The organism is Pararhodobacter marinus (assembly GCF_003122215.1).
Lineage (GTDB): Bacteria > Pseudomonadota > Alphaproteobacteria > Rhodobacterales > Rhodobacteraceae > Pararhodobacter > Pararhodobacter marinus.
This window is the reverse complement of sequence record NZ_QEYD01000016.1, coordinates 14,039-31,492: the sequence shown is the minus strand read 5'-3', so window position 1 is coordinate 31,492 and position 17,454 is coordinate 14,039. Positions and strand designations below refer to the sequence as shown.

At 67.3% G+C, this 17,454-nt stretch carries 19 protein-coding genes; 12 read left to right on the top strand and 7 right to left on the bottom strand.

Annotation, left to right across the window (positions count from 1 at the left end; translation table 11 throughout):
* Positions 1-6: 6 nt before the first annotated feature.
* From pgsA to C4N9_RS20205, 3 genes are read left to right on the top strand one after another with little or no spacing between them, the layout of a single operon-like run.
* Positions 7-675 (top strand): CDP-diacylglycerol--glycerol-3-phosphate 3-phosphatidyltransferase, encoded by a 669-nt coding sequence (pgsA, locus tag C4N9_RS20215; protein ID WP_109535199.1) that lies wholly within the window; start codon positions 7-9, stop codon positions 673-675.
* Positions 676-677: 2 nt separating this feature from the next.
* Positions 678-923 carry a molybdopterin converting factor subunit 1 gene (moaD, locus tag C4N9_RS20210; protein ID WP_168192304.1) on the top strand — a complete coding sequence of 82 codons (246 nt, stop codon included), beginning with the start codon at positions 678-680 and terminating at the stop codon, positions 921-923.
* 4 nt (positions 924-927) lie between these two features.
* Entirely contained in the window at positions 928-1,368 is a 441-nt protein-coding gene (locus C4N9_RS20205) for a molybdenum cofactor biosynthesis protein MoaE (protein ID WP_109535151.1), read from the top strand.
* Positions 1,369-1,395: 27 nt separating this feature from the next.
* Here the strand turns inward: C4N9_RS20205 and C4N9_RS20200 are convergent, their stop codons facing one another.
* The 4 genes from C4N9_RS20200 to ubiA form a co-directional block, all read right to left on the bottom strand.
* On the bottom strand, positions 1,396-2,070 hold the full coding sequence (locus C4N9_RS20200; protein WP_146195189.1) for a hypothetical protein: 675 nt from the start codon (positions 2,068-2,070) through the stop codon (positions 1,396-1,398).
* Between the two features lie 133 nt (positions 2,071-2,203).
* On the bottom strand, positions 2,204-2,527 hold the full coding sequence (locus C4N9_RS20195) for a hypothetical protein (RefSeq protein ID WP_109535149.1): 324 nt from the start codon (positions 2,525-2,527) through the stop codon (positions 2,204-2,206).
* Positions 2,528-2,597: 70 nt separating this feature from the next.
* Positions 2,598-4,556, bottom strand: coding sequence for an OmpA family protein (locus C4N9_RS20190; RefSeq protein ID WP_109535148.1), 1,959 nt, complete (start codon positions 4,554-4,556; stop codon positions 2,598-2,600).
* Positions 4,557-4,626: 70 nt separating this feature from the next.
* Complete coding sequence (gene ubiA / locus C4N9_RS20185; RefSeq protein ID WP_245902645.1) at positions 4,627-5,631, bottom strand: 4-hydroxybenzoate octaprenyltransferase; 1,005 nt, start codon at positions 5,629-5,631, stop codon at positions 4,627-4,629.
* A gap of 21 nt (positions 5,632-5,652) precedes the next feature.
* On the opposite strand from ubiA, the gene C4N9_RS20180 reads away from it, so the two are divergent.
* From C4N9_RS20180 to C4N9_RS20160, 5 genes are all read left to right on the top strand, one after another.
* The gene (locus C4N9_RS20180; RefSeq protein ID WP_109535146.1) at positions 5,653-6,390 is read left to right on the top strand and encodes a 16S rRNA (uracil(1498)-N(3))-methyltransferase; all 738 of its coding nucleotides are present in this window, start codon (positions 5,653-5,655) and stop codon (positions 6,388-6,390) included.
* Between the two features lie 48 nt (positions 6,391-6,438).
* On the top strand, positions 6,439-7,314 hold the full coding sequence (locus tag C4N9_RS20175) for a GNAT family N-acetyltransferase (RefSeq protein ID WP_109535145.1): 876 nt from the start codon (positions 6,439-6,441) through the stop codon (positions 7,312-7,314).
* Complete coding sequence (locus C4N9_RS20170; protein WP_109535144.1) at positions 7,307-7,822, top strand: hypothetical protein; 516 nt, start codon at positions 7,307-7,309, stop codon at positions 7,820-7,822. The genes C4N9_RS20175 and C4N9_RS20170 overlap by 8 nt, the downstream gene beginning before the upstream one ends.
* 57 nt (positions 7,823-7,879) lie before the next feature.
* Positions 7,880-9,250, top strand: coding sequence for a glutamate--cysteine ligase (locus C4N9_RS20165; RefSeq protein WP_109535143.1), 1,371 nt, complete (start codon positions 7,880-7,882; stop codon positions 9,248-9,250).
* A 113-nt stretch (positions 9,251-9,363) separates the two neighbouring features.
* Positions 9,364-9,618 (top strand): hypothetical protein, encoded by a 255-nt coding sequence (locus tag C4N9_RS20160; protein ID WP_109535142.1) that lies wholly within the window; start codon positions 9,364-9,366, stop codon positions 9,616-9,618.
* A 164-nt stretch (positions 9,619-9,782) separates the two neighbouring features.
* Here C4N9_RS20160 and C4N9_RS20155 read toward each other — a convergent pair whose 3' ends face one another.
* Both C4N9_RS20155 and C4N9_RS20150 read right to left on the bottom strand, forming a co-directional pair.
* A complete protein-coding gene (locus C4N9_RS20155) occupies positions 9,783-11,294 on the bottom strand; it encodes a globin-coupled sensor protein (RefSeq protein WP_146195188.1) in 1,512 nt (503 codons plus the stop codon).
* 267 nt (positions 11,295-11,561) lie between these two features.
* Entirely contained in the window at positions 11,562-13,094 is a 1,533-nt protein-coding gene (locus tag C4N9_RS20150; RefSeq protein ID WP_109535140.1) for a DEAD/DEAH box helicase, read from the bottom strand.
* Positions 13,095-13,495: 401 nt separating this feature from the next.
* Between C4N9_RS20150 and C4N9_RS20145 the strand changes: the two genes are divergently transcribed.
* From C4N9_RS20145 to C4N9_RS20130, 4 genes are all read left to right on the top strand, one after another.
* Positions 13,496-14,317, top strand: coding sequence for a sensor domain-containing diguanylate cyclase (locus C4N9_RS20145; RefSeq protein ID WP_168192301.1), 822 nt, complete (start codon positions 13,496-13,498; stop codon positions 14,315-14,317).
* Between the two features lie 312 nt (positions 14,318-14,629).
* Positions 14,630-14,851: a hypothetical protein gene (locus C4N9_RS20140; RefSeq protein WP_109535138.1), complete on the top strand. Its 222-nt coding sequence runs from the start codon at positions 14,630-14,632 to the stop codon at positions 14,849-14,851.
* A 147-nt stretch (positions 14,852-14,998) separates the two neighbouring features.
* On the top strand, positions 14,999-15,187 hold the full coding sequence (locus tag C4N9_RS20135; protein ID WP_109535137.1) for a hypothetical protein: 189 nt from the start codon (positions 14,999-15,001) through the stop codon (positions 15,185-15,187).
* 76 nt (positions 15,188-15,263) lie between these two features.
* The gene (locus C4N9_RS20130) at positions 15,264-16,862 is read left to right on the top strand and encodes a peptide chain release factor 3 (protein WP_109535198.1); all 1,599 of its coding nucleotides are present in this window, start codon (positions 15,264-15,266) and stop codon (positions 16,860-16,862) included.
* A gap of 47 nt (positions 16,863-16,909) precedes the next feature.
* On the opposite strand, the gene C4N9_RS20125 is transcribed toward C4N9_RS20130, so the two are convergent.
* A complete protein-coding gene (locus C4N9_RS20125; protein WP_109535136.1) occupies positions 16,910-17,407 on the bottom strand; it encodes a hypothetical protein in 498 nt (165 codons plus the stop codon).
* Positions 17,408-17,454 lie beyond the last annotated feature (47 nt).

The following is a 17,454-nucleotide window of genomic DNA, read 5'->3' as shown; positions in this document are numbered from 1 at the left end:
CGGCCCATGCGCTGGAACCTGCCCAACTCGCTTACGCTGCTGCGCTTGCTCGCCGCCCCCGGGGTCGCGGTGATGTTTCTCTATTTCGCACGCCCCTGGGCGGACTGGTTCGCGCTGGTCCTGTTCCTGGTCGCGGCGATCACCGACTACTTCGACGGCTATCTGGCGCGGCTGTGGCGGCAGGAAAGCCGAATCGGCGCGATGATGGACCCGATCGCGGACAAGGCGATGGTGGTGATCGCGCTTCTGGTGATCACCGGCTATTCGGGCATGGATCCCTGGCTGATCCTGCCCGCGACGATCATCCTGTTCCGCGAGGTCTTCGTTTCGGGGCTGCGCGAATATCTGGGCAACACGTCGCGCCTGCTGGCGGTCACGAAGCTGGCCAAGTGGAAAACCACCGCGCAGATGATCGCGATCTCGACCCTGTTCGCGGCGCTGGGGCTGGAATATGTGCGCGAGCAGGCGCTCGCCCGCAACAACGCGCTGATCAGCGAAATGACCGATGCCGGCATCGACGCCGACATCAACATGCTGTCGCTGGCCAATGTCAGCGGCGAGGTGGTCTGGGCCATCGGCCTCTTGCTGATCTGGGTCGCCGCTTTGCTGACCGCGATCACCGGCTGGGACTATCTGCGCAAGGCCCTGCCGCATCTGAAGGACGGCTCGGAATGACGCTGACGATCCTGTATTTCGCCTGGCTGCGCGAACGCATCGGCGAACCGCGCGAAACGGTTCAGACCGGCGCGGGCACCGTGGCCGAGCTGGTCGAGGAACTGCGCGCGAAGGACGACCGCTACGCGCTGGCCTTTTCCGATCTCGCCGCCGTACGCGTGGCACTGGATCAGGAACTGAGCGATTTCAACGCGCCGCTCGCGGGCGTGCGCGAAGTGGCTTTTTTCCCGCCGATGACCGGGGGCTGAGGCGATGGAGATCCGCGTTCAGGCCGAACCTTTCGATTACGGCGCCGAATGCAACGCTTTCGCCGCCCGCGCCCCGGGCGCGGGGGCCGTGGTCAGCTTCTGCGGCATCGTGCGCGATGCGAGCGGCCAGCTGGCGCGGATGGAGATCGAGCATTATCCCGGCATGACCGAGCGCGCGCTGACCAAGATCGCCGCGGAGGCGGGCGAGCGCTGGGACCTGGCCGACGTGCTGATCCTTCACCGGCATGGCCCGTTGGCCCCCGGCGAGACGATCATGATGGTCGCCACCGCCGCGCGCCACCGCGCCGAGGCTTTCGCCGCGGCCGAATTCCTGATGGATTACCTGAAATCCCGCGCGCCCTTCTGGAAAAAGGAAATCACCGCGACCGGTGAAGCCTGGGTCGAGGCCGCCGAGCGTGACGAAAGCGCGCTGAAGCGCTGGTAAAACGCGGCAGGCGGCGTCCGCTGCAGGCTATTTCTCGGAGGTCGCCGCGCCGGGCTCGGAAAACACTACTGGCAGGGAAAATTCCGCCGTCTCGCCGCTGGCGCGATCCACCACCCGCGTGCGCAGGATATAGGCTCCGACGGCGCCGGTGACGCGGTAGGTCAGGTGAAAATAGCCGTCGATCGGTTCGCGGTAGGAATCGAGCTGAACCTCGCCCATCGAGATCATCCCGTCTGTCAGCTGCTCGCCCTCGGGCGAATCGAGCGTGAAGGACACGTCGAACAGCAGCCGGTTCGCGCCGTTGCTGAGCGGCGACAGGCTGAAGCCGTAAACCTCGACATAGGCATGGATCGGTTCGTCGACGAGGAAACGGTTATCGGCGCGCGGCTCGAACATGCCGAACCCCTCGGCCACCCCGACGGTCAGCTGTGCGTTGGCGACGCCGAAGCCGGTGCGCTCGGCGACCTGCTGAAGGAACCGGCGCGCGGCCTCGACCGCCTCGGCCCCCTGCCCGGACTCGATCAGCTGTTCGATCCGCGCAGCGCTGTCGGCAAGACTTTGCGCCATCGCCCCCGGCGCGCTGCCAAGGCTGAGCGCCAGCGCCGCGGCACAAAGAAGCTGCCGAGACGGCATCATCCGGGCTTCGGGGCAGAGGATACGCCCGGGCAGGAACCGGGTGGGGTGCTGGGAACGAGCCCTCATCGTGTCGTCTCGCTCGGCGTTACCATGGGCGCCACTTTGCCTGTGCGCGGGACACCGGGCAAGACCTGCTCGCGGCGATGTGTACGCGGGGGGCGGGCTTTGCAGACGAAGACGGAGGCCTGCCGCGCGCGGGTCACTGCCCCTGCTCGGCCAGGCGCTGCCGCAGGTTCTCGGCCTCGTAGCGGGCATCGCGCAGCCCTTCCATCGCGGCGCGCAATTCGGCCTGCAGCGCCGACATCTCGCGGCTGACTTCCTCGTCGCGGTGCTGGATATAGGCGATGGCCTGATCGCGGGTTTCCTCGGCCTCGTGCAGGGCCTGCGCCATGCGTTCGAGTTCGCCCAGATCGGCCTGCGTGACGCGCGTGAACCGATGCACGACCCAATTGACGAACCAACCCAGCGCGAAGGCGGCGGTCAGGACGATCAGGGTCACGACAACGAATTCGGTGCGGTTCATTCCAGTCTCTCCGGCGCGCGCATGGGGCTTTTGTCAGTGGCTTCGGTCATGCCGGTCTATCGCGCCGAGGTCAATCGCCGCTGCCCTCGGTTTCCTCGACCGCGGGCTCGCTGCCGGGGCGGCGGCGCGGTCGGATCGTGTCGTCATCGGCTTCCCGGATCTCGAATTCCAGCTCGGCTTCGAGCGCCGGGTCGAGCGGTTCGGCAGGCGGTTCGGGGCGGATCAGGCGGATCTCGATCCGGCGATTGGCCTCGCGCCCGGCCTCGGTGCCGTTGTCGGCGATGGGATCGGCGGCGCCATAGCCCTGCGCGACCAGCGAGGCGACCAGGACGCGGCGCGACAACAGGCCGTTGATCACCGCCTCGGCGCGGGCCTGGCTGAGATTGAGGTTGGTCTCCTCGCGCCCCTGGCTGTCGGTATATCCGGCGACTTCCAGCGGCAGCTCGCCACATTCGCGCAGCACGTCGGCGATCCGGTCCAGCACCCGACCCGCCGCCGCGTTGATCTCGGTCGAGCCGGGATCGAACGTGATCTTGTCCTCGGCCAGGATCGCCTGCACCCGCGCTTCGCAATTGTCGGGCGTGGGGGCGTTGGCCACGGGGTCCAGCGCTTCGTCATAGGTGACGTCGACGGCGATATTGGCCTGTGCACCCAGCCCCTGCAGCAGGGCCTGCGTGACCTGGCTGCGGGCGTCGGGATTGCCCGAAACGCCGCGGATCGACACGCGGTCGGCGCGCACGACGCCGCTGCCGTGATGCAATTCGGCCAGCGCTTCGATGGCGGTGAGCACGCGAACCGACCACCCGCTGGGCAATTCGGGATCGAGCCGGGTGGCGACCTCGACCGCGTCGGGGCCGAACCGGGCGCCGGAGAAGGCACGCACGGCGGCACGGATCCGCTCGTCCGGCAGACGCCCCGCGACCGAGAGGCGGCCCTCGTCGGTCAGCGTGAGCTGGATCTCGGGCGCGGCGCCTGCGCCGTCCTGTTCCGCGACCGGCGGGTCAAGCCGCACGGCGTTGAGGCTGAACGCTTCGGGCAGCGCGGTTTCCAGACGGCCGACCGCGCGGTCGAAGGCGGTGGCGTCGATGTCATGCGGCGCCGACAGGATCACGGTGCCGTCCGAGATGGTCAGGCTGCCCTCGCCCAACTCGGCCAGGGCGGCGATGGCGACGGCGGCGCCTTCGCCCCAGCGCGGCGTCGGCGCGCCCAAGGCCAGCGGACAGTTCAGGCGCCGGGTGACGCCTGCCGCGCTCAGCGCGGCGGCGATGCGCTCCTGGGCCTCGGCGGTGTCGGCCACGCAAGAGGCCGTCTGCAGCGCCCCGCCCTCGGCATCGACGCGCAGCAGGAAGGGCGCCGCGACCGGACGCGGCGCGACCAGATCGAGCTGCAGCACCTGCCCGCGCGGGGCGATGGCGCGCAGGGCCTGTTCCATCTCACGCCGCTGGGTGGGGCCGTCGACCAGCGCCTCGACCTCGATCCGGCCCGCCGTGACCGAAATCCGGCCGACATCGAACCGCTCGAGCGCCTCGATCGCGAAATTGACCGCCGCGACCCAGCCGCCCGGCACCGCGTAATTCGAGGTCTGCAGCATGTCGACGACATCGAGGGACGGCAGCGCCTCGGCCAGCCGGTCGACCAGGGGCTCGCCCTCGCGGGTCTCGGGGACGAGACCGATGACCGAAAGTTCGTCGCGGTTGCGCATCAGCTCGACCCGGAAGGTGGGGGCGACGATGGCGGTGCGGACCGGGACGACGATGGTTTCCGACACGCGCGAGATGTCGATCACCTCGCCCGCGACCTGCAGCGCGCGGATGCGGGCGCTTTCGGTGGGGGCGGTGCCACTGAGCCCGACATTCAGCCCGTCCACATCGATCTCGGCCCAGGTGATCCCGGCGCGGCGGAAGGCGCCGGTCACCGCATCGCCCGTGCGCCTCTCGACCATGCCGACTAGGACGAGCGACGTGACCAGCGCAAGGCAGGCCGCCACCAGAAAAGCCACGATCGAAACGATCAGGGTTTTGTGTGCCATGGGTGTTCCGTGAGCGTCGCCCGGTCGGGCCGATCTGGCCTGACCTAGCCGGATGGCGGGGGCGATGCAATCACACCATCAACGCAGCGGCAAGAATCAGCACAACGATCAGGCCCGCATCGCGGTTGGAGCGGAAGAGGCGCAGCAGCACGTCGTTGTCGTGGATGTTGAGCCGCCCCAACTGCCAGTTGAGATGCGCGCCAAACGCCCAGGCCCCCGCCAGAGCCAGCGACAACCGCAGCGGTTCGGCCAGAGGCGCCAGCGCGTAGATGATCGCCAGCGACATCAGCACGACCGACGCCACGAGGAAACCGCGCAGCCAGTTCTCGGTATTCTCGCCAAACAGCCGCGCGGTGGATTTCACCCCGATCAGCGCGTCGTCCTCGCGGTCCTGATGGGCATAGATCGTGTCGTAGAACAGCGTCCACGCGATGCCCGAGACGTACAGGATGACGGCGGGCCAGCCCAGACTGCCGGTCTGCGCGGTCCAGGCCAGCAGCGCACCCCAGTTGAAGGCGAGGCCCAGAAAGACCTGCGGCCACCAGGTGAAGCGCTTGGCGAAGGGATAGATCGCCACCGGCAACAGCGCGAGGATACCCAGCGCGATGGCGGCGGCGTTGAAGGTCAGAAGCAGCAGGAACGATGCCACCATCTGGATCGCCATCCAGATCAGCGCCTCGCGCACCGAGACCGCGCCCGAGGCCAGCGGCCGGTTGCGCGTGCGGTCGACCTTGTCGTCGATGTCGCGGTCGGAAATGTCGTTCCAGGTGCAGCCTGCGCCGCGCATCAGCACCGCGCCCAGCCCGCAGGCGATCATGATCCACAGCGTGGTCAGCCCGCGCGTCTCGGGCGCGGCCAGCGCGCCAAGAAGCGCGCCCCACCAGCAGGGCAGCAGCAACAGCCACGTCCCGATCGGCCGGTCGGCGCGGCTGAGACGCAGATAGGGGCGCAGATCCTCGGGCGCCTTGGTATCGACCCAGCTGCCGTCGACCCGGTCCCTGATCGCGGTATCGGCGCTGTCGGGCGCGGTCTGGTGGCCCTCGTCGCCCTCTGGTGTTTGCCCTGCCCCGGTCATACAGTCCCGTCCATGCCCAAGATGACACCCCAAGACACCGAACGCCCCAAGGTCCGGCTCTATGTAGAGCAAGGCTTGGCGGAAGGGCAACACGTCGCTGTGACACAACAGCAGGCGCATTATCTGGGCAACGTGATGCGGATGGGCGCGGGCGATGCCGTGGCGGTCTTCGATGGACGCCACGGCGAATGGCGGGCCGAGATCGTCGATCTGGGCAAGCGCGGCGGGGTTCTGGCGCCTCTGGCCCAGAGCGCGCCGCAACTCGATCCGCCCGATCTGTGGCTTTTGTTCGCGCCGATCAAGAAGGCGCGCACGGACTTCATCGTCGAAAAGGCGGTCGAGATGGGCGCCGCCCGCATCCTGCCCGTGCAGACCGAGTTCACCAATTCCGAGCGGATCCGCCGCGACCGGCTGCAGGCCCATGCCGTCGAGGCGGCCGAGCAATCGGGCGGCACCTTCGTGCCCGAGGTGGCCGAGCTGTCGCGGCTGGACCGGCTGCTGGCGGACTGGCCCGAAGAGCGGCTGTTGTGGTGGGCCGATGAAAGCCTTGCGGGCGACGAGATCGCCGAACCCGCCCCCGCCCCCGCCGCGATCCTGATCGGCCCCGAAGGCGGTTTTTCCGCGCCTGAGCGCGCGCGGCTGGCCGCCCTGCCCTTCGTGCGGCGTCTGGGTCTTGGCCCGCGCATCCTGCGCGCGGACACGGCGGCGGTGGCGGCGCTGACGCTCTGGCAGGTCCGGCACGGCGACTGGAGCGGCTGAAGGCCCCGGCCCTTTACACAGCCCGCGAAACCGGACACCAAACAGCCCATGTCCCTGCCCCGTCTCTTCCCGGCCACGGATGCCGACCTGCCCGAGATCGAGGATTTCCTGCGCGTGCGGGCCGAAAGCTCGATGTTCCTGCGCTCGAACCTGCGCGAACACGGGCTGGGCAATACGGAGGCGCCGCGCGCCATGGACGTGGTGCTGACCCGGGATGCGGCGGGCGCGATCACCGGCGTTTTTGGGCTGACGAATGCCGGTTGTGGCACCTTTCAGGCGCCCCAGGCGGACCCTGCGACATGGCAGGCCGTGGCCAGCTGGATCGGCGCCCGCCGCTTCTTGGGCCTGACCGGCGCGGTCCTGCAGGTGAAACAGGCCTGCACGGCGCTGAAGATGGACGACCCGGCGCAGGCCTCGTGCCGGATTGAGCCCCTTTACGGGCTCGACCTCTCGCGGCTGCGCGAAGACGGGCTGGCCCCGGGGGCGAATCGGCGGCCGCTGCCCGCCGATCTGCCGCTGCTCGAAGCCTGGTATACCGCCTCGGAAACCGAGACGCTGGGCGCCGCTCCCGAACGGGCGACCGCCCTTGGCCGCAGCCGGGCGGCCCGCGCGATCCTCGAGCAGACTGCGCGGATCTTCGAACGCGATGGCGTCCCGCTGGCGATGACCGCCTTCAACGCGCGTCTGCCCGACATGGTGCAGGTGGGCGGCGTCTATACCCCGCCCCGGCATCGCAATGCGGGTGCCGCGCGCAGTGCCGTCGCCCTGCATCTGGCCGAGGCCCGGGCATGCGGCGTCAGCCAGGCCATCCTTTCCGCCGCCTCGCCCGCTGCAAGCCGCGCCTACGAGGCGATCGGGTTCGAACGCATAGGCGATTTCGCCATTGCCCTGCTGACAACGCCGAGGGGTCCTGTGGATGCTTGATTTCATCCGCCCCGAGATGCGCGCGGCGCTCCACCGCTGGGGCGAGACCGGCGGCGCGCTGGTGGTCACGCTGGTGGGGATCTGGTGGGGGCTGACCGGCCCGGGCTGGGTGCCCTGGGCGGGCTGGCTGCTGGCGCTTGTCGGCGCGGGGCTGACGCTGGGCGCGGCACAGCGCGCGCGTTTTGCCGCCCCGGGCATCGCCACGGGCGTCGTCGAGGTGATCGAGGGCGAGATCCGCTACCTGGGTCCGCGCGGTGGCGGCGTGGTGGCCATCGACCACGTTCTGGCGCTGTCGCTCAGCGCCGATGCGCAATTCTGGCTGCTCGAAGCCTTCGACGGCACGATCCTGGCAATCCCGCGCGCCGCGACCGGCCATCCGGCCTTGTTCGACGCCTTCGCGCAGCTTCCGGGCTTCGAGATGAAGCGCCTTCTGCGCATGGTCGATGACGGGCCGGCGCCGCGCGCCCGGCTGATTTGGCGCCATCCCACGCGCCGCCTCTTGACTTGAGCCGCCCCACGCGACAGGTCTGACGTTCCAAAGACCAGCCCGGAGCGCCAGTTAACAATGTCTATCCCCCAATCCGGCGGCGGGCCGATCGAGCATCGCGACCAATTGGCCGAATACCTCGCCTCGGGCTCGAAGCCCAAGGAAGACTGGCGCATCGGCACCGAGCACGAGAAGTTCGGCTACTGCAAGGACAGCCACAAGCCGCTGCCTTATGACGGCGACCGCTCGATCCGGGTGGTGCTGGAAGGGCTGCGCGACCGCTTCAACTGGGACCCGGTTCTGGAAGGCGACAAGATCATCGGCCTGACGCGCGACGGGGCGAATGTCAGCCTGGAACCCGGCGGGCAACTGGAATTGTCGGGCGCGCCGCTCGAGACGATCCACCAGACCTGCGACGAGGTGAACGAGCATCTGCGCGAGGTGAAATCCATCGCCGACGAGGTGGGCGTGGGTTTCATCGGGCTGGGCGCGGCGCCGGAATGGACGCATGAACAGATGCCGATGATGCCCAAGGGGCGCTACCGGCTGATGACCGACTACATGCCCAAGGTCGGCACGCATGGCACGCAGATGATGTACCGCACCTGCACGGTGCAGGTGAATCTGGACTTCGCCTCCGAAGCCGACATGGTGCAGAAACTGCGCGTCGCGCTGGCCTTGCAGCCCGTCGCCACCGCGCTCTTCGCTAATTCGCCCTTCTTCGAGGGCAAGCCGAACGGCCACAAATCGTGGCGCTCGCGCATCTGGCGCGATCTCGACCCCTCGCGCACCGGGACCCTGCCCTTCGTCTTCGAGGATGGGATGGGGTTCGAGCGCTACGTCGATTACGCGCTCGATGTGCCGATGTATTTCGTCTATCGCGACGGCAAGTATATCAACGCGCTGGGCCAGTCCTTCCGCGACTTCCTGAATGGCGAACTGCCCGCCCTGCCCGGTGAGATGCCGACGCTGTCGGACTGGGCCGATCACCTGACGACGATCTTCCCTGAAGCGCGGCTGAAGAAGTACCTGGAAATGCGCGGCGCCGATGGCGGCCAGTGGCGCAGGCTCTGCGCGCTGCCCGCGTTGTGGGTGGGGCTGCTCTACGATCAGAGCGCGCTCGATGCGGCCTGGGACCTGTGCAAGGACTGGGACCTGGAAACCCGCGACCGTTTGCGTGTCGCGGCCAGCGTCGACGGGCTGCAGGCCGAGGTTCCGGGCGTCACCATGATGGATCTGGCGAAACAGGTCGTCGATATCGCGCAGGCGGGCCTGAAGGCGCGCGCGCGCCCGGGTGCCGGCGGGCTTGTCCCCGACGAGACGCATTTCCTGAGCGCGCTGCAGGACAGCCTGGAAACCGGGCAGGCCCCGGCGGACGAGCTGCTGGCGCGCTATCACGGGGACTGGAACGGCGATCTGTCGCGGATCTACGGCGAATACAGCTACTGATCGCCACCGCCGGATGGGCGGGACCGGAGGGGCGCGCGCGGCTTGCCGCGTCGCGCCCCTCGTGCTTTGCTGCGCCTCCGACCCTTTCCAGATCCTTTTTTCAGGAGCCATCCATGCGCGACTTTTTCATCAACATGCTCGAAAAGCTCATCAACGTCCTGGTCGTCATCCTGCTGCTGGGCGTGCTGGTCGCCGCCGGCGCGATGTTCATGCTGCCGCCGCAGAGCGGCGTCCCCAGCGCTCTGGTCGCGGTGGGCGTGCTGATCGGCGGTCTTCTCTATGTCACGCTGATCGCCGGCTTCATGTATCTGGGTCTTGGCATCTACCAGAACACAAAGCGCACCGCCGACCTGCTGGCACAGCGCTGAGCCCGCGCAGGCCGGATTCTGAAGCGCGGCGCGCGCGGATTTTGTCGCATGGGCGGGAACCGCTATCGCCCATGGGGCGGCCTGCCCTTTGAAAGCCTCTTGCCCACGGGGGCCTCGCTCCGTGGCCGCCTGCCGGACACACGCCTTGCGGATCGGGGGCGACCTTAGCCCGCACGCAAAAAATATTCGGGTTCGTTGTCCGCCGGTGCCGACAGGGCATTGAAGCGGAACTGCCCCAACAGGCCGGTGACGTCCGACAGCGACTGCTTCATGCGCGAGACCTGATGCTGCGTATCATCCACCATCGCCGCGTTCTTCTGGGTGATCGTGTCCATCTGCGAGATCGAGACGTTGATTTCCCGGATCCCGTGAGATTGTTCCTGCGCGGCCTTGGCAATGTGGCGGGACAAATCATCGACCTGGGTGAAACTGCTCACCAATCCCCGCAGATGCTGCCCGGTTCTGCCGACCAGATCGACCCCGCTTTCCACCTGGCTGGAACTGGTGGCAATCAGCTGCCTGATCTCCTTGGCCGCCGTGCCGGCATTCACCGCAAGATTGCGAACCTCGGTCGCGACCACGGCGAAGCCGGCACCGGCGGTCCCGGCCCTGGCGGCTTCAACCCCGGCATTGAGCGCCAGCAGGTTGGTCTGGAACGCGATATCCTCGATCATCTGGGTGATGCTTGAAATCTTTTGCGAGGATGCCTGGATCTCGTGCATCGCATCCGAGGCGGCGGCAACCGCGCGCGACGCTTCTTCCAGTTCTCTCTGGGCCTCGCCCGTCACCTCCCGGGCGCTTTCCGTCATGCTCGCCGCTGATGCGACGGTTTCGGTGATCTCCTGCATGGCCGCTGCCGTTTCTTCCAGCGAGGCAGCCTGGCTGTTGGTGCGTGTCGACAGGTCATCCGCCATGTCAGACACCCGCTCCGACTGGCCGATCACCGCGGAAAGATGGCTGTCGACGCCCGCCAGGGTGCGATCCAGCCGGGCGGCCGCCTTGTTCATCTGCAGCCGGAGACCATCGTAGCGTTCCGGGAAATCGCTGTCGCGCGGCGACGGGATCTGATGCCGGAGATTCCCCGCCTCAAGCTGACGGATGGCACCTTCGAGATGGTGAAAGGCCCGCTCCAGCTCTTCGTTCCAGACGGCGAAAGTGATCGAGGTCACGCGCGCGATGTCAAAGGCGAAGGCCCGATTGACGGCGGCGACCATGTCGCCGACGCCCCGCGAGGCCGCCGGCAGCATGGACCGGCCACGCTTTGCGACCAGTATCCGCAAGATGCCCGACGACGCCCCCGCATAGGCCGACATGTAGACGTCGAGCGGCAGCTTGATGCGCGCGTGGGTCCGGCCGATACGCTCTGTCGAGGCGGCGTATTCGTCCCCGAAATTGCCTGACAGCAAGAGGCTCCAATGCGTTTTCTGGGCCTGACGAGCGGCGGCGATGCGGCTGTCGTCGTGAAAGAAACCGAGCGCCGAGGGATCCGCGCCGACGCGGGCGTAAAACGCGTCAAGGATCCTGTCGAGGTCGGGTTCGATCAGCGTCCAGGCCCGGCCCAGCCATCCAAGTGCTGCCTTGTCCAACCCGAATCGGGAAAGTTCTTCGTCAAGTTCCGCTTTCATCTCGTGCTCCAGAAAACGAGCGTGGGTTCCGCGTGGGGAAAGGCTCGGCAACGGCAGCTAACGCTCGAAATGTTGAGAAAGGGTCAACGGGCTGGCGCACCGGAACCGGAATTGCCCGGACACCTTCGTCGCCGGTCAGCCCGAGGTCTGTCTTCGGATGAAACCCTGCCCCGAAAGTAGGGTTTCGCTGCTGCCGGAGAATGAAAATTCGCTATAAAATCAGAAAGCTGGCGCGATGATCGCGCCAGCTTTCAAAGTGGTCATGGTCACAGAACGTCACAAGCAGGGCGTGCTTCCTCACGGCCCCGGAATACGGGCTCAGCTGGCCTTGGCGCGGAACTCGCGCAGCAGAAAATCGGGGACGTGATCGCCCATGCCAACCACCGGCTCGTCACGGTTGCGGCGACCCCGACCGTTCCGATCACCCCGATCCCCGTTGCGATCATTGCCCCGGTCATGGGAACGGTCATTGCGGCTTTCCGGACGCGGCTCGCGGACTTTTTCCTCGCGCGGGGCCTCGTCACGGGGCGCCGTGGCCTCGGCCATCTCGGGCTGAGCGGCGGTTTCCTCGACCTCGGTCACCGGCGCGTCGTCCTGCGGCTTGGGCGCGCGCTCGCCCCGGGTACGGCGGCTGCGGGTCGGCTTGTCGGATTTCTCGGACCGCTTGCGGTCGGGCTTCGCGCTGGCCGCCGCCTCGGCATAGCCTTCGGGCGCGCTACCGCGCGGCAGCGGCTTTTGTAGCAGGCTTTCGATGGCCGCCAGGTATTTGTCGTCGGACGGCGTGGCAATGGTAAACGCCTTGCCCTTGCGGCCCGCCCGGCCGGTGCGCCCGATGCGGTGGACGTAATCCTCGGAATGCGAGGGCACGTCGAAGTTGAAGACGTGGCTCACCGCCGGGATATCGAGCCCGCGCGCCGCCACATCCGAGGCGATCAGCAGCCGGATCGAGCCGTCCCGGAAGCCTTCCAGCGTGCGCGTGCGCACCGACTGATCCAGGTCGCCATGAATCGGCGCCGCGTCGAAACCGTGCTTTTTCAGCGACTTGGCAACGACATCCACGTCGATCTTGCGGTTGCAGAAGATGATCGCGTTGGTGCAGGCCTCGCCCTCGGACTCGATCAGGGCGCGCAGCAGCGCGCGCTTCTCGGCAAAGGCACGGTCGCGGCGGGTGGGCGAGAGTTCGATAAGCTGCTGTTCGATCGTCTCGGCGGTCGTCGCCTGACGCGCGACCTCGATCCGGACGGGATTCGACAGAAACATGTTGGTGATGCGCTCGATCTCGGAGGCCATCGTGGCCGAGAAGAACAGCGTCTGGCGGGTGAAGGGCGTAAGCTGGAAGATCCGCTCGATATCGGGGATGAAACCCATGTCCAGCATACGGTCGGCTTCGTCGACGACCATCACCTCGACCCCGGTGAGCAGCAGCTTGCCGCGCTCGAAATGGTCGAGCAGACGGCCGGGGGTGGCGATCAGCACATCGACGCCACGGTCGATCAGCTTGTCCTGTTCGGCAAACGACACGCCGCCGATCAGAAGCGCCTTCGTCAGCTTCGTATGCTTGGCGTAAATATCAAAGTTTTCAGCCACCTGCGCGGCCAGCTCGCGCGTCGGAGCCAGCACCAGCGAGCGCGGCATCCGGGCCCGGGCGCGGCCCCGCGACAGGCGCGTGATCAGCGGCAGCGTGAAGCTGGCGGTCTTGCCGGTGCCGGTCTGGGCAATGCCCAGCACGTCGCGGCCTTCCAGCGCTTCGGGAATGGCCTGCGCCTGAATTGGCGTCGGCGTTTCGTAGCCGGCTTCAGTAACGGCCTTCAGGACCTTGGGGTCCAGTTTCAGATCGGTAAATTTCGTCATGGGCGTCCATCTGTTGCGGCATCGGGCCGCAAGGGATTTATGGGACGCCAGTCGTCGCGCCCCGGCAGCGGTCGGGCCACGCGCGCAAGGCCGTGACCGATGGAGCGACCTAACGTAATTTGCCGCTTGCGTCAATGACCGAGGGAAATATGACGCCCCCGCTTCGGTCCCCGCTTCGGACTGCCCGCGGCTTTGCGGCGAAATTGCGGCAGAGCCGGGGAATTTTGCGTGGGTTAATCAGGATTTAACCTTGTTTTCGCCCCAGCCCGTCCCCATCCCGGTCGCATTCCGGCGCCACTAATCAGGCATCCGTCGTGAACGACCAGGATGTTGTGATGAGTGCCCGCGTTTCCGTATCCCAGCCAGTCAGTGCCGCGCCTTGCGGGGCCGAGGACGATTGCATGCTGAACACTCCGATCCAGGCAGCCCTGCCCGGACCCGCGCAATTCGCCGCCGCAATCGACCTGATCAAATCGGTCTTCTCGGTTCCCGCGGTGTCCATCGCATTGCACGGCGCCCCGGCCAATGCCGATGGCGGCGTCTATCGCTCGTTCCTGGAAATTCCGCTGATCAGGGACCAGGATGTGATCGGCTCGCTGCGCATCCTCGACACCGCCGAGCGTGAATTCACCGACCGCGACTGTCAGTTGCTCGAAGGCTTCGCCCGCCTGGTGGTCGATCAGGTGGACCTGTGGGGCGAGGCCAGCCGCGACGTTCTGACCGGGGCCATGACCCGCCGCGCGTTCCACGAGATCCTGCGCAAGGCCTTCGCCGCCCATGAGCGCAGCCATGGACGCGCCTCGCTGGTGCTGTTCGACCTCGATCACTTCAAGTCCATCAACGATACCTGGGGCCACGCCGCGGGCGACGCGGTGCTGAAGGCCGTCGCGCGCTGCGTGTTGCAGGAATTGCGCGTCGAGGACAGTTTCGGTCGCGTCGGCGGCGAGGAATTCGCGGTGCTGGTGGCAAATGCCGGGGCACAGCGCGCTGCGGACGTGGCCGAGCGCATCCGCGCCGCCATCGGCGCTTTGCCGATCCCGGGCTATGGCCAGATCAGCGTCACGGCGAGCTTCGGCGTGGCCGAGGCGACGCATGACGTGATCGATGTCGAGGACTGGACCGACCGCGCCGACAGCCAGCTGTACCTCGCCAAATCCGAGGGCCGTAACCGCGTCTGCGTGGAAGACGACGAGCTTCCCGCCCCGGCGGCGCTGCGGAACTGACGCCCCGAGATCCGCGTCCTTCCGGGCGGGCCAACATTTTTCACTTTTTTCCTCGCCGGGCGGAACCTTTCCCACGGGCCGGCGTTTGCAAGGTGACGAGGCCGGGCTTTCCCTCGGGCCTGGCCTCTTCGTTTGTTTGTCCCTTGAATCTTCTCAGGCCGCCTTCGGGCGGTCTTTTTTTGTCCGCTCTCCGGCGGATCGGCTCCGTTTTTTGAACGCAGAGGGGGGCTGGCACGACCCATGGGCATCGCATCCGCGGCGCGACGACCTGAACGGCGCGCCACACCGCCCCTTTGCCCAGAAGGACCCGCCATGACTCGCCTGCCTCTTGCCCTGGCCGCCCTGCTCACCCTGTCGCTCGATGGCTCGCTCGCCGCAGCCATGGAGGGTGAAATGGACCCGATTGAAACCGCGCCCTGCCGCAACGATGCGGTCTGCGCGCTGCCGCTGCGGATGCTGACCCCGCCCCCGCAACGGCCCGAGGGGCTGGCTCTGCGCGCATCGGCCGTCACCGCAGAGACAGGCCGGAACTGAGACGGAACGCAGTCGCCAGAGGCGGGCCCCGCAGGCCGGCGCCGGAATTTTCGCGCCGGCACCGGAACTTGCCGGTCGGGTGGCGGGTTCTCCCTGCAACCGAAGGCGCCTTGCCTTGCCTGCCACGATCCAGCCGGGACCTGCCCCATGACCCGTACCGCCCTTGCCCTTGCCACGCTGCTTACCCTGACCCTGAACGGCTCCATCGCCGTGGCGTCGACGCCCCCGGCGCCGTGCAATTCCGAGGGGGTCTGCGCCCTTTCGCTGCGGATGCTGCAAGCGCCGCCCGCGCGGCCCGACACGCTGGTCATCCCCCAGACGCCCGAACGCGCCTGACGGGCGGACTGACCGCCCGCCGGGCCTGCAGCACGCGCCAATGGACACCTTGCGCGCTTTGAGCTACAGGCGCGGCATGCTGGACAATCGCCCCACCCTTCCGCCTGAAATCGCCCGCCGCCGGACCTTTGCGATCATCTCGCATCCCGACGCCGGCAAGACCACGCTGACCGAAAAGTTCCTGCTGTTCGGCGGCGCGATCCAGATGGCGGGCCAGGTGCGCGCCAAGGGCGAGGCCCGGCGCACGCGCTCGGACTTCATGCAGATGGAGAAGGATCGCGGGATCTCGGTCTCGGCCTCGGCGATGTCGTTCGATTTCGAAACCTACCGGTTCAACCTTGTCGACACGCCCGGTCACTCGGACTTTTCCGAGGACACCTATCGCACGCTGACCGCGGTTGACGCGGCCATCATGGTGATCGACGGCGCGAAAGGCGTGGAAAGTCAGACGCAGAAGCTGTTCGAGGTCTGCCGCCTGCGCGACCTGCCGATCCTGACCTTCTGCAACAAGATGGACCGTGAAAGCCGCGACACGTTCGAGATCATCGACGAGATCCAGGAAAACCTTGCCATCGACGTGACGCCCGCGTCCTGGCCGATCGGCCAGGGCCGCGATTTCCTGGGCTGTTACGACATGCTGCACGACCGGCTGGAACTGATGGATCGCGCCGACCGCAACCGGGTGGGCGAAAGCGTCAAGATCAGCGGGCTGGACGATCCGAAACTGGCCCAGCATATCCCGGCCGCGATGCTGGAGACGCTGCGCGAAGAGGTCGAGATGGCGCGCGAACTGCTGCCCGCCTTCGACCGCGAGCAGGTGCTGAACGGCTCGATGACGCCGATCTGGTTCGGCTCGGCGATCAACTCGTTCGGGGTGCGCGAACTGATGGCGGGCATGGCTGAATTCGGCCCCGAGCCGCAGCCCCTGAACACCGACAAGCGCCAGATCGGCCCCGAAGAGACCAAGGTCACGGGCTTCGTGTTCAAGGTGCAGGCCAACATGGACCCCAAGCACCGCGACCGTGTCGCTTTCGTGCGGCTGGCCTCGGGCCATTTCCAGCGCGGGATGAAACTGCAGCATGTGCGGGTGGGCAAGCCGATGGCGGTGTCGAACCCGGTGCTGTTCCTCGCCTCGGACCGCGAGCTGACGGAAGAGGCCTGGGCGGGCGACATCATCGGCATCCCCAACCACGGCCAGCTTCGCATCGGCGACACGCTGACCGAAGGCGAGGCGGTGCGCTTCACCGGCATCCCGTCCTTCGCCCCGGAACTGTTGCAGACCTGCCGCGCGGGCGACCCGCTGAAGGCCAAGCATCTGGAAAAGGCGCTGATGCAATTCGCCGAGGAAGGCGCGGCGAAGGTGTTCAAGCCGTCCATCGGGTCGGGTTTCATCGTGGGCGTCGTGGGCGCGCTGCAATTCGAGGTGCTGGCTTCGCGGATCGAGCTGGAATACGGCCTGCCCGTCCGTTTCGAGCCCTCGCAATTCACCTCGGCGCGCTGGATCTCGGGCGAGAAGGCGGCGGTCGAGAAGGTCGTCAACGTCAACAAACAGCACATTGCGACAGACCATGACGGCGATCTGGTCTACCTGACGCGCCTGCAATGGGACATCGACCGGATCGAACGCGACCATCCGGGCGTCAAGCTGACGGCGACCAAGGAAATGATGGTCTGATCACGGGCGCGGGCGGGCTTCAGGGGCTAGCCTTCAGGGGCCGCGCGTCACGGCGCCTCGATCCCCTCGGGCAAGGACAGGACGCTGTCGACATGCGCCCGGCAGGCCCGCTCGGCCAGAATCGTGTCGGTGGCGGCGCCGCAGGCACGATGGACGCGGTCTCGGGCGTCGCGCAGCTGCACGCTGGCCGAAAACAGCGCCGCCGCCGCGCAGATCGCCGCAACGGCAAGCGCAGCCAGAATCGCCGGTTCGGATCGCGGCAGCCGCGCGGGCGGCACGATCAGCATCAGCGCCCCCGCTCCCAAAGTCAGCGCAAGCAGCCCGTAGGTTGCCAGCCCCGTCATGTCGATCAGGCCGAGGAACACCGCCAGAAGCGGCAGCGCGGCCACAACCGTCGTGGCAAAGATCGCCAGCCGCGTGGTGAGGGGCAAATCGGGATTGGTCCCGCGATACGGGGCCACGCGCATCGCCACCGCAAGCCCCCCGGCGAGTGCGCCGACAAGCGCGATGGCAGACAGAAGAAGATAGGCGCCAATCAAGCTCATGACGCCGGATCATCCCATGCGGGAAGCGATCTGCAAAGCGCCAAATC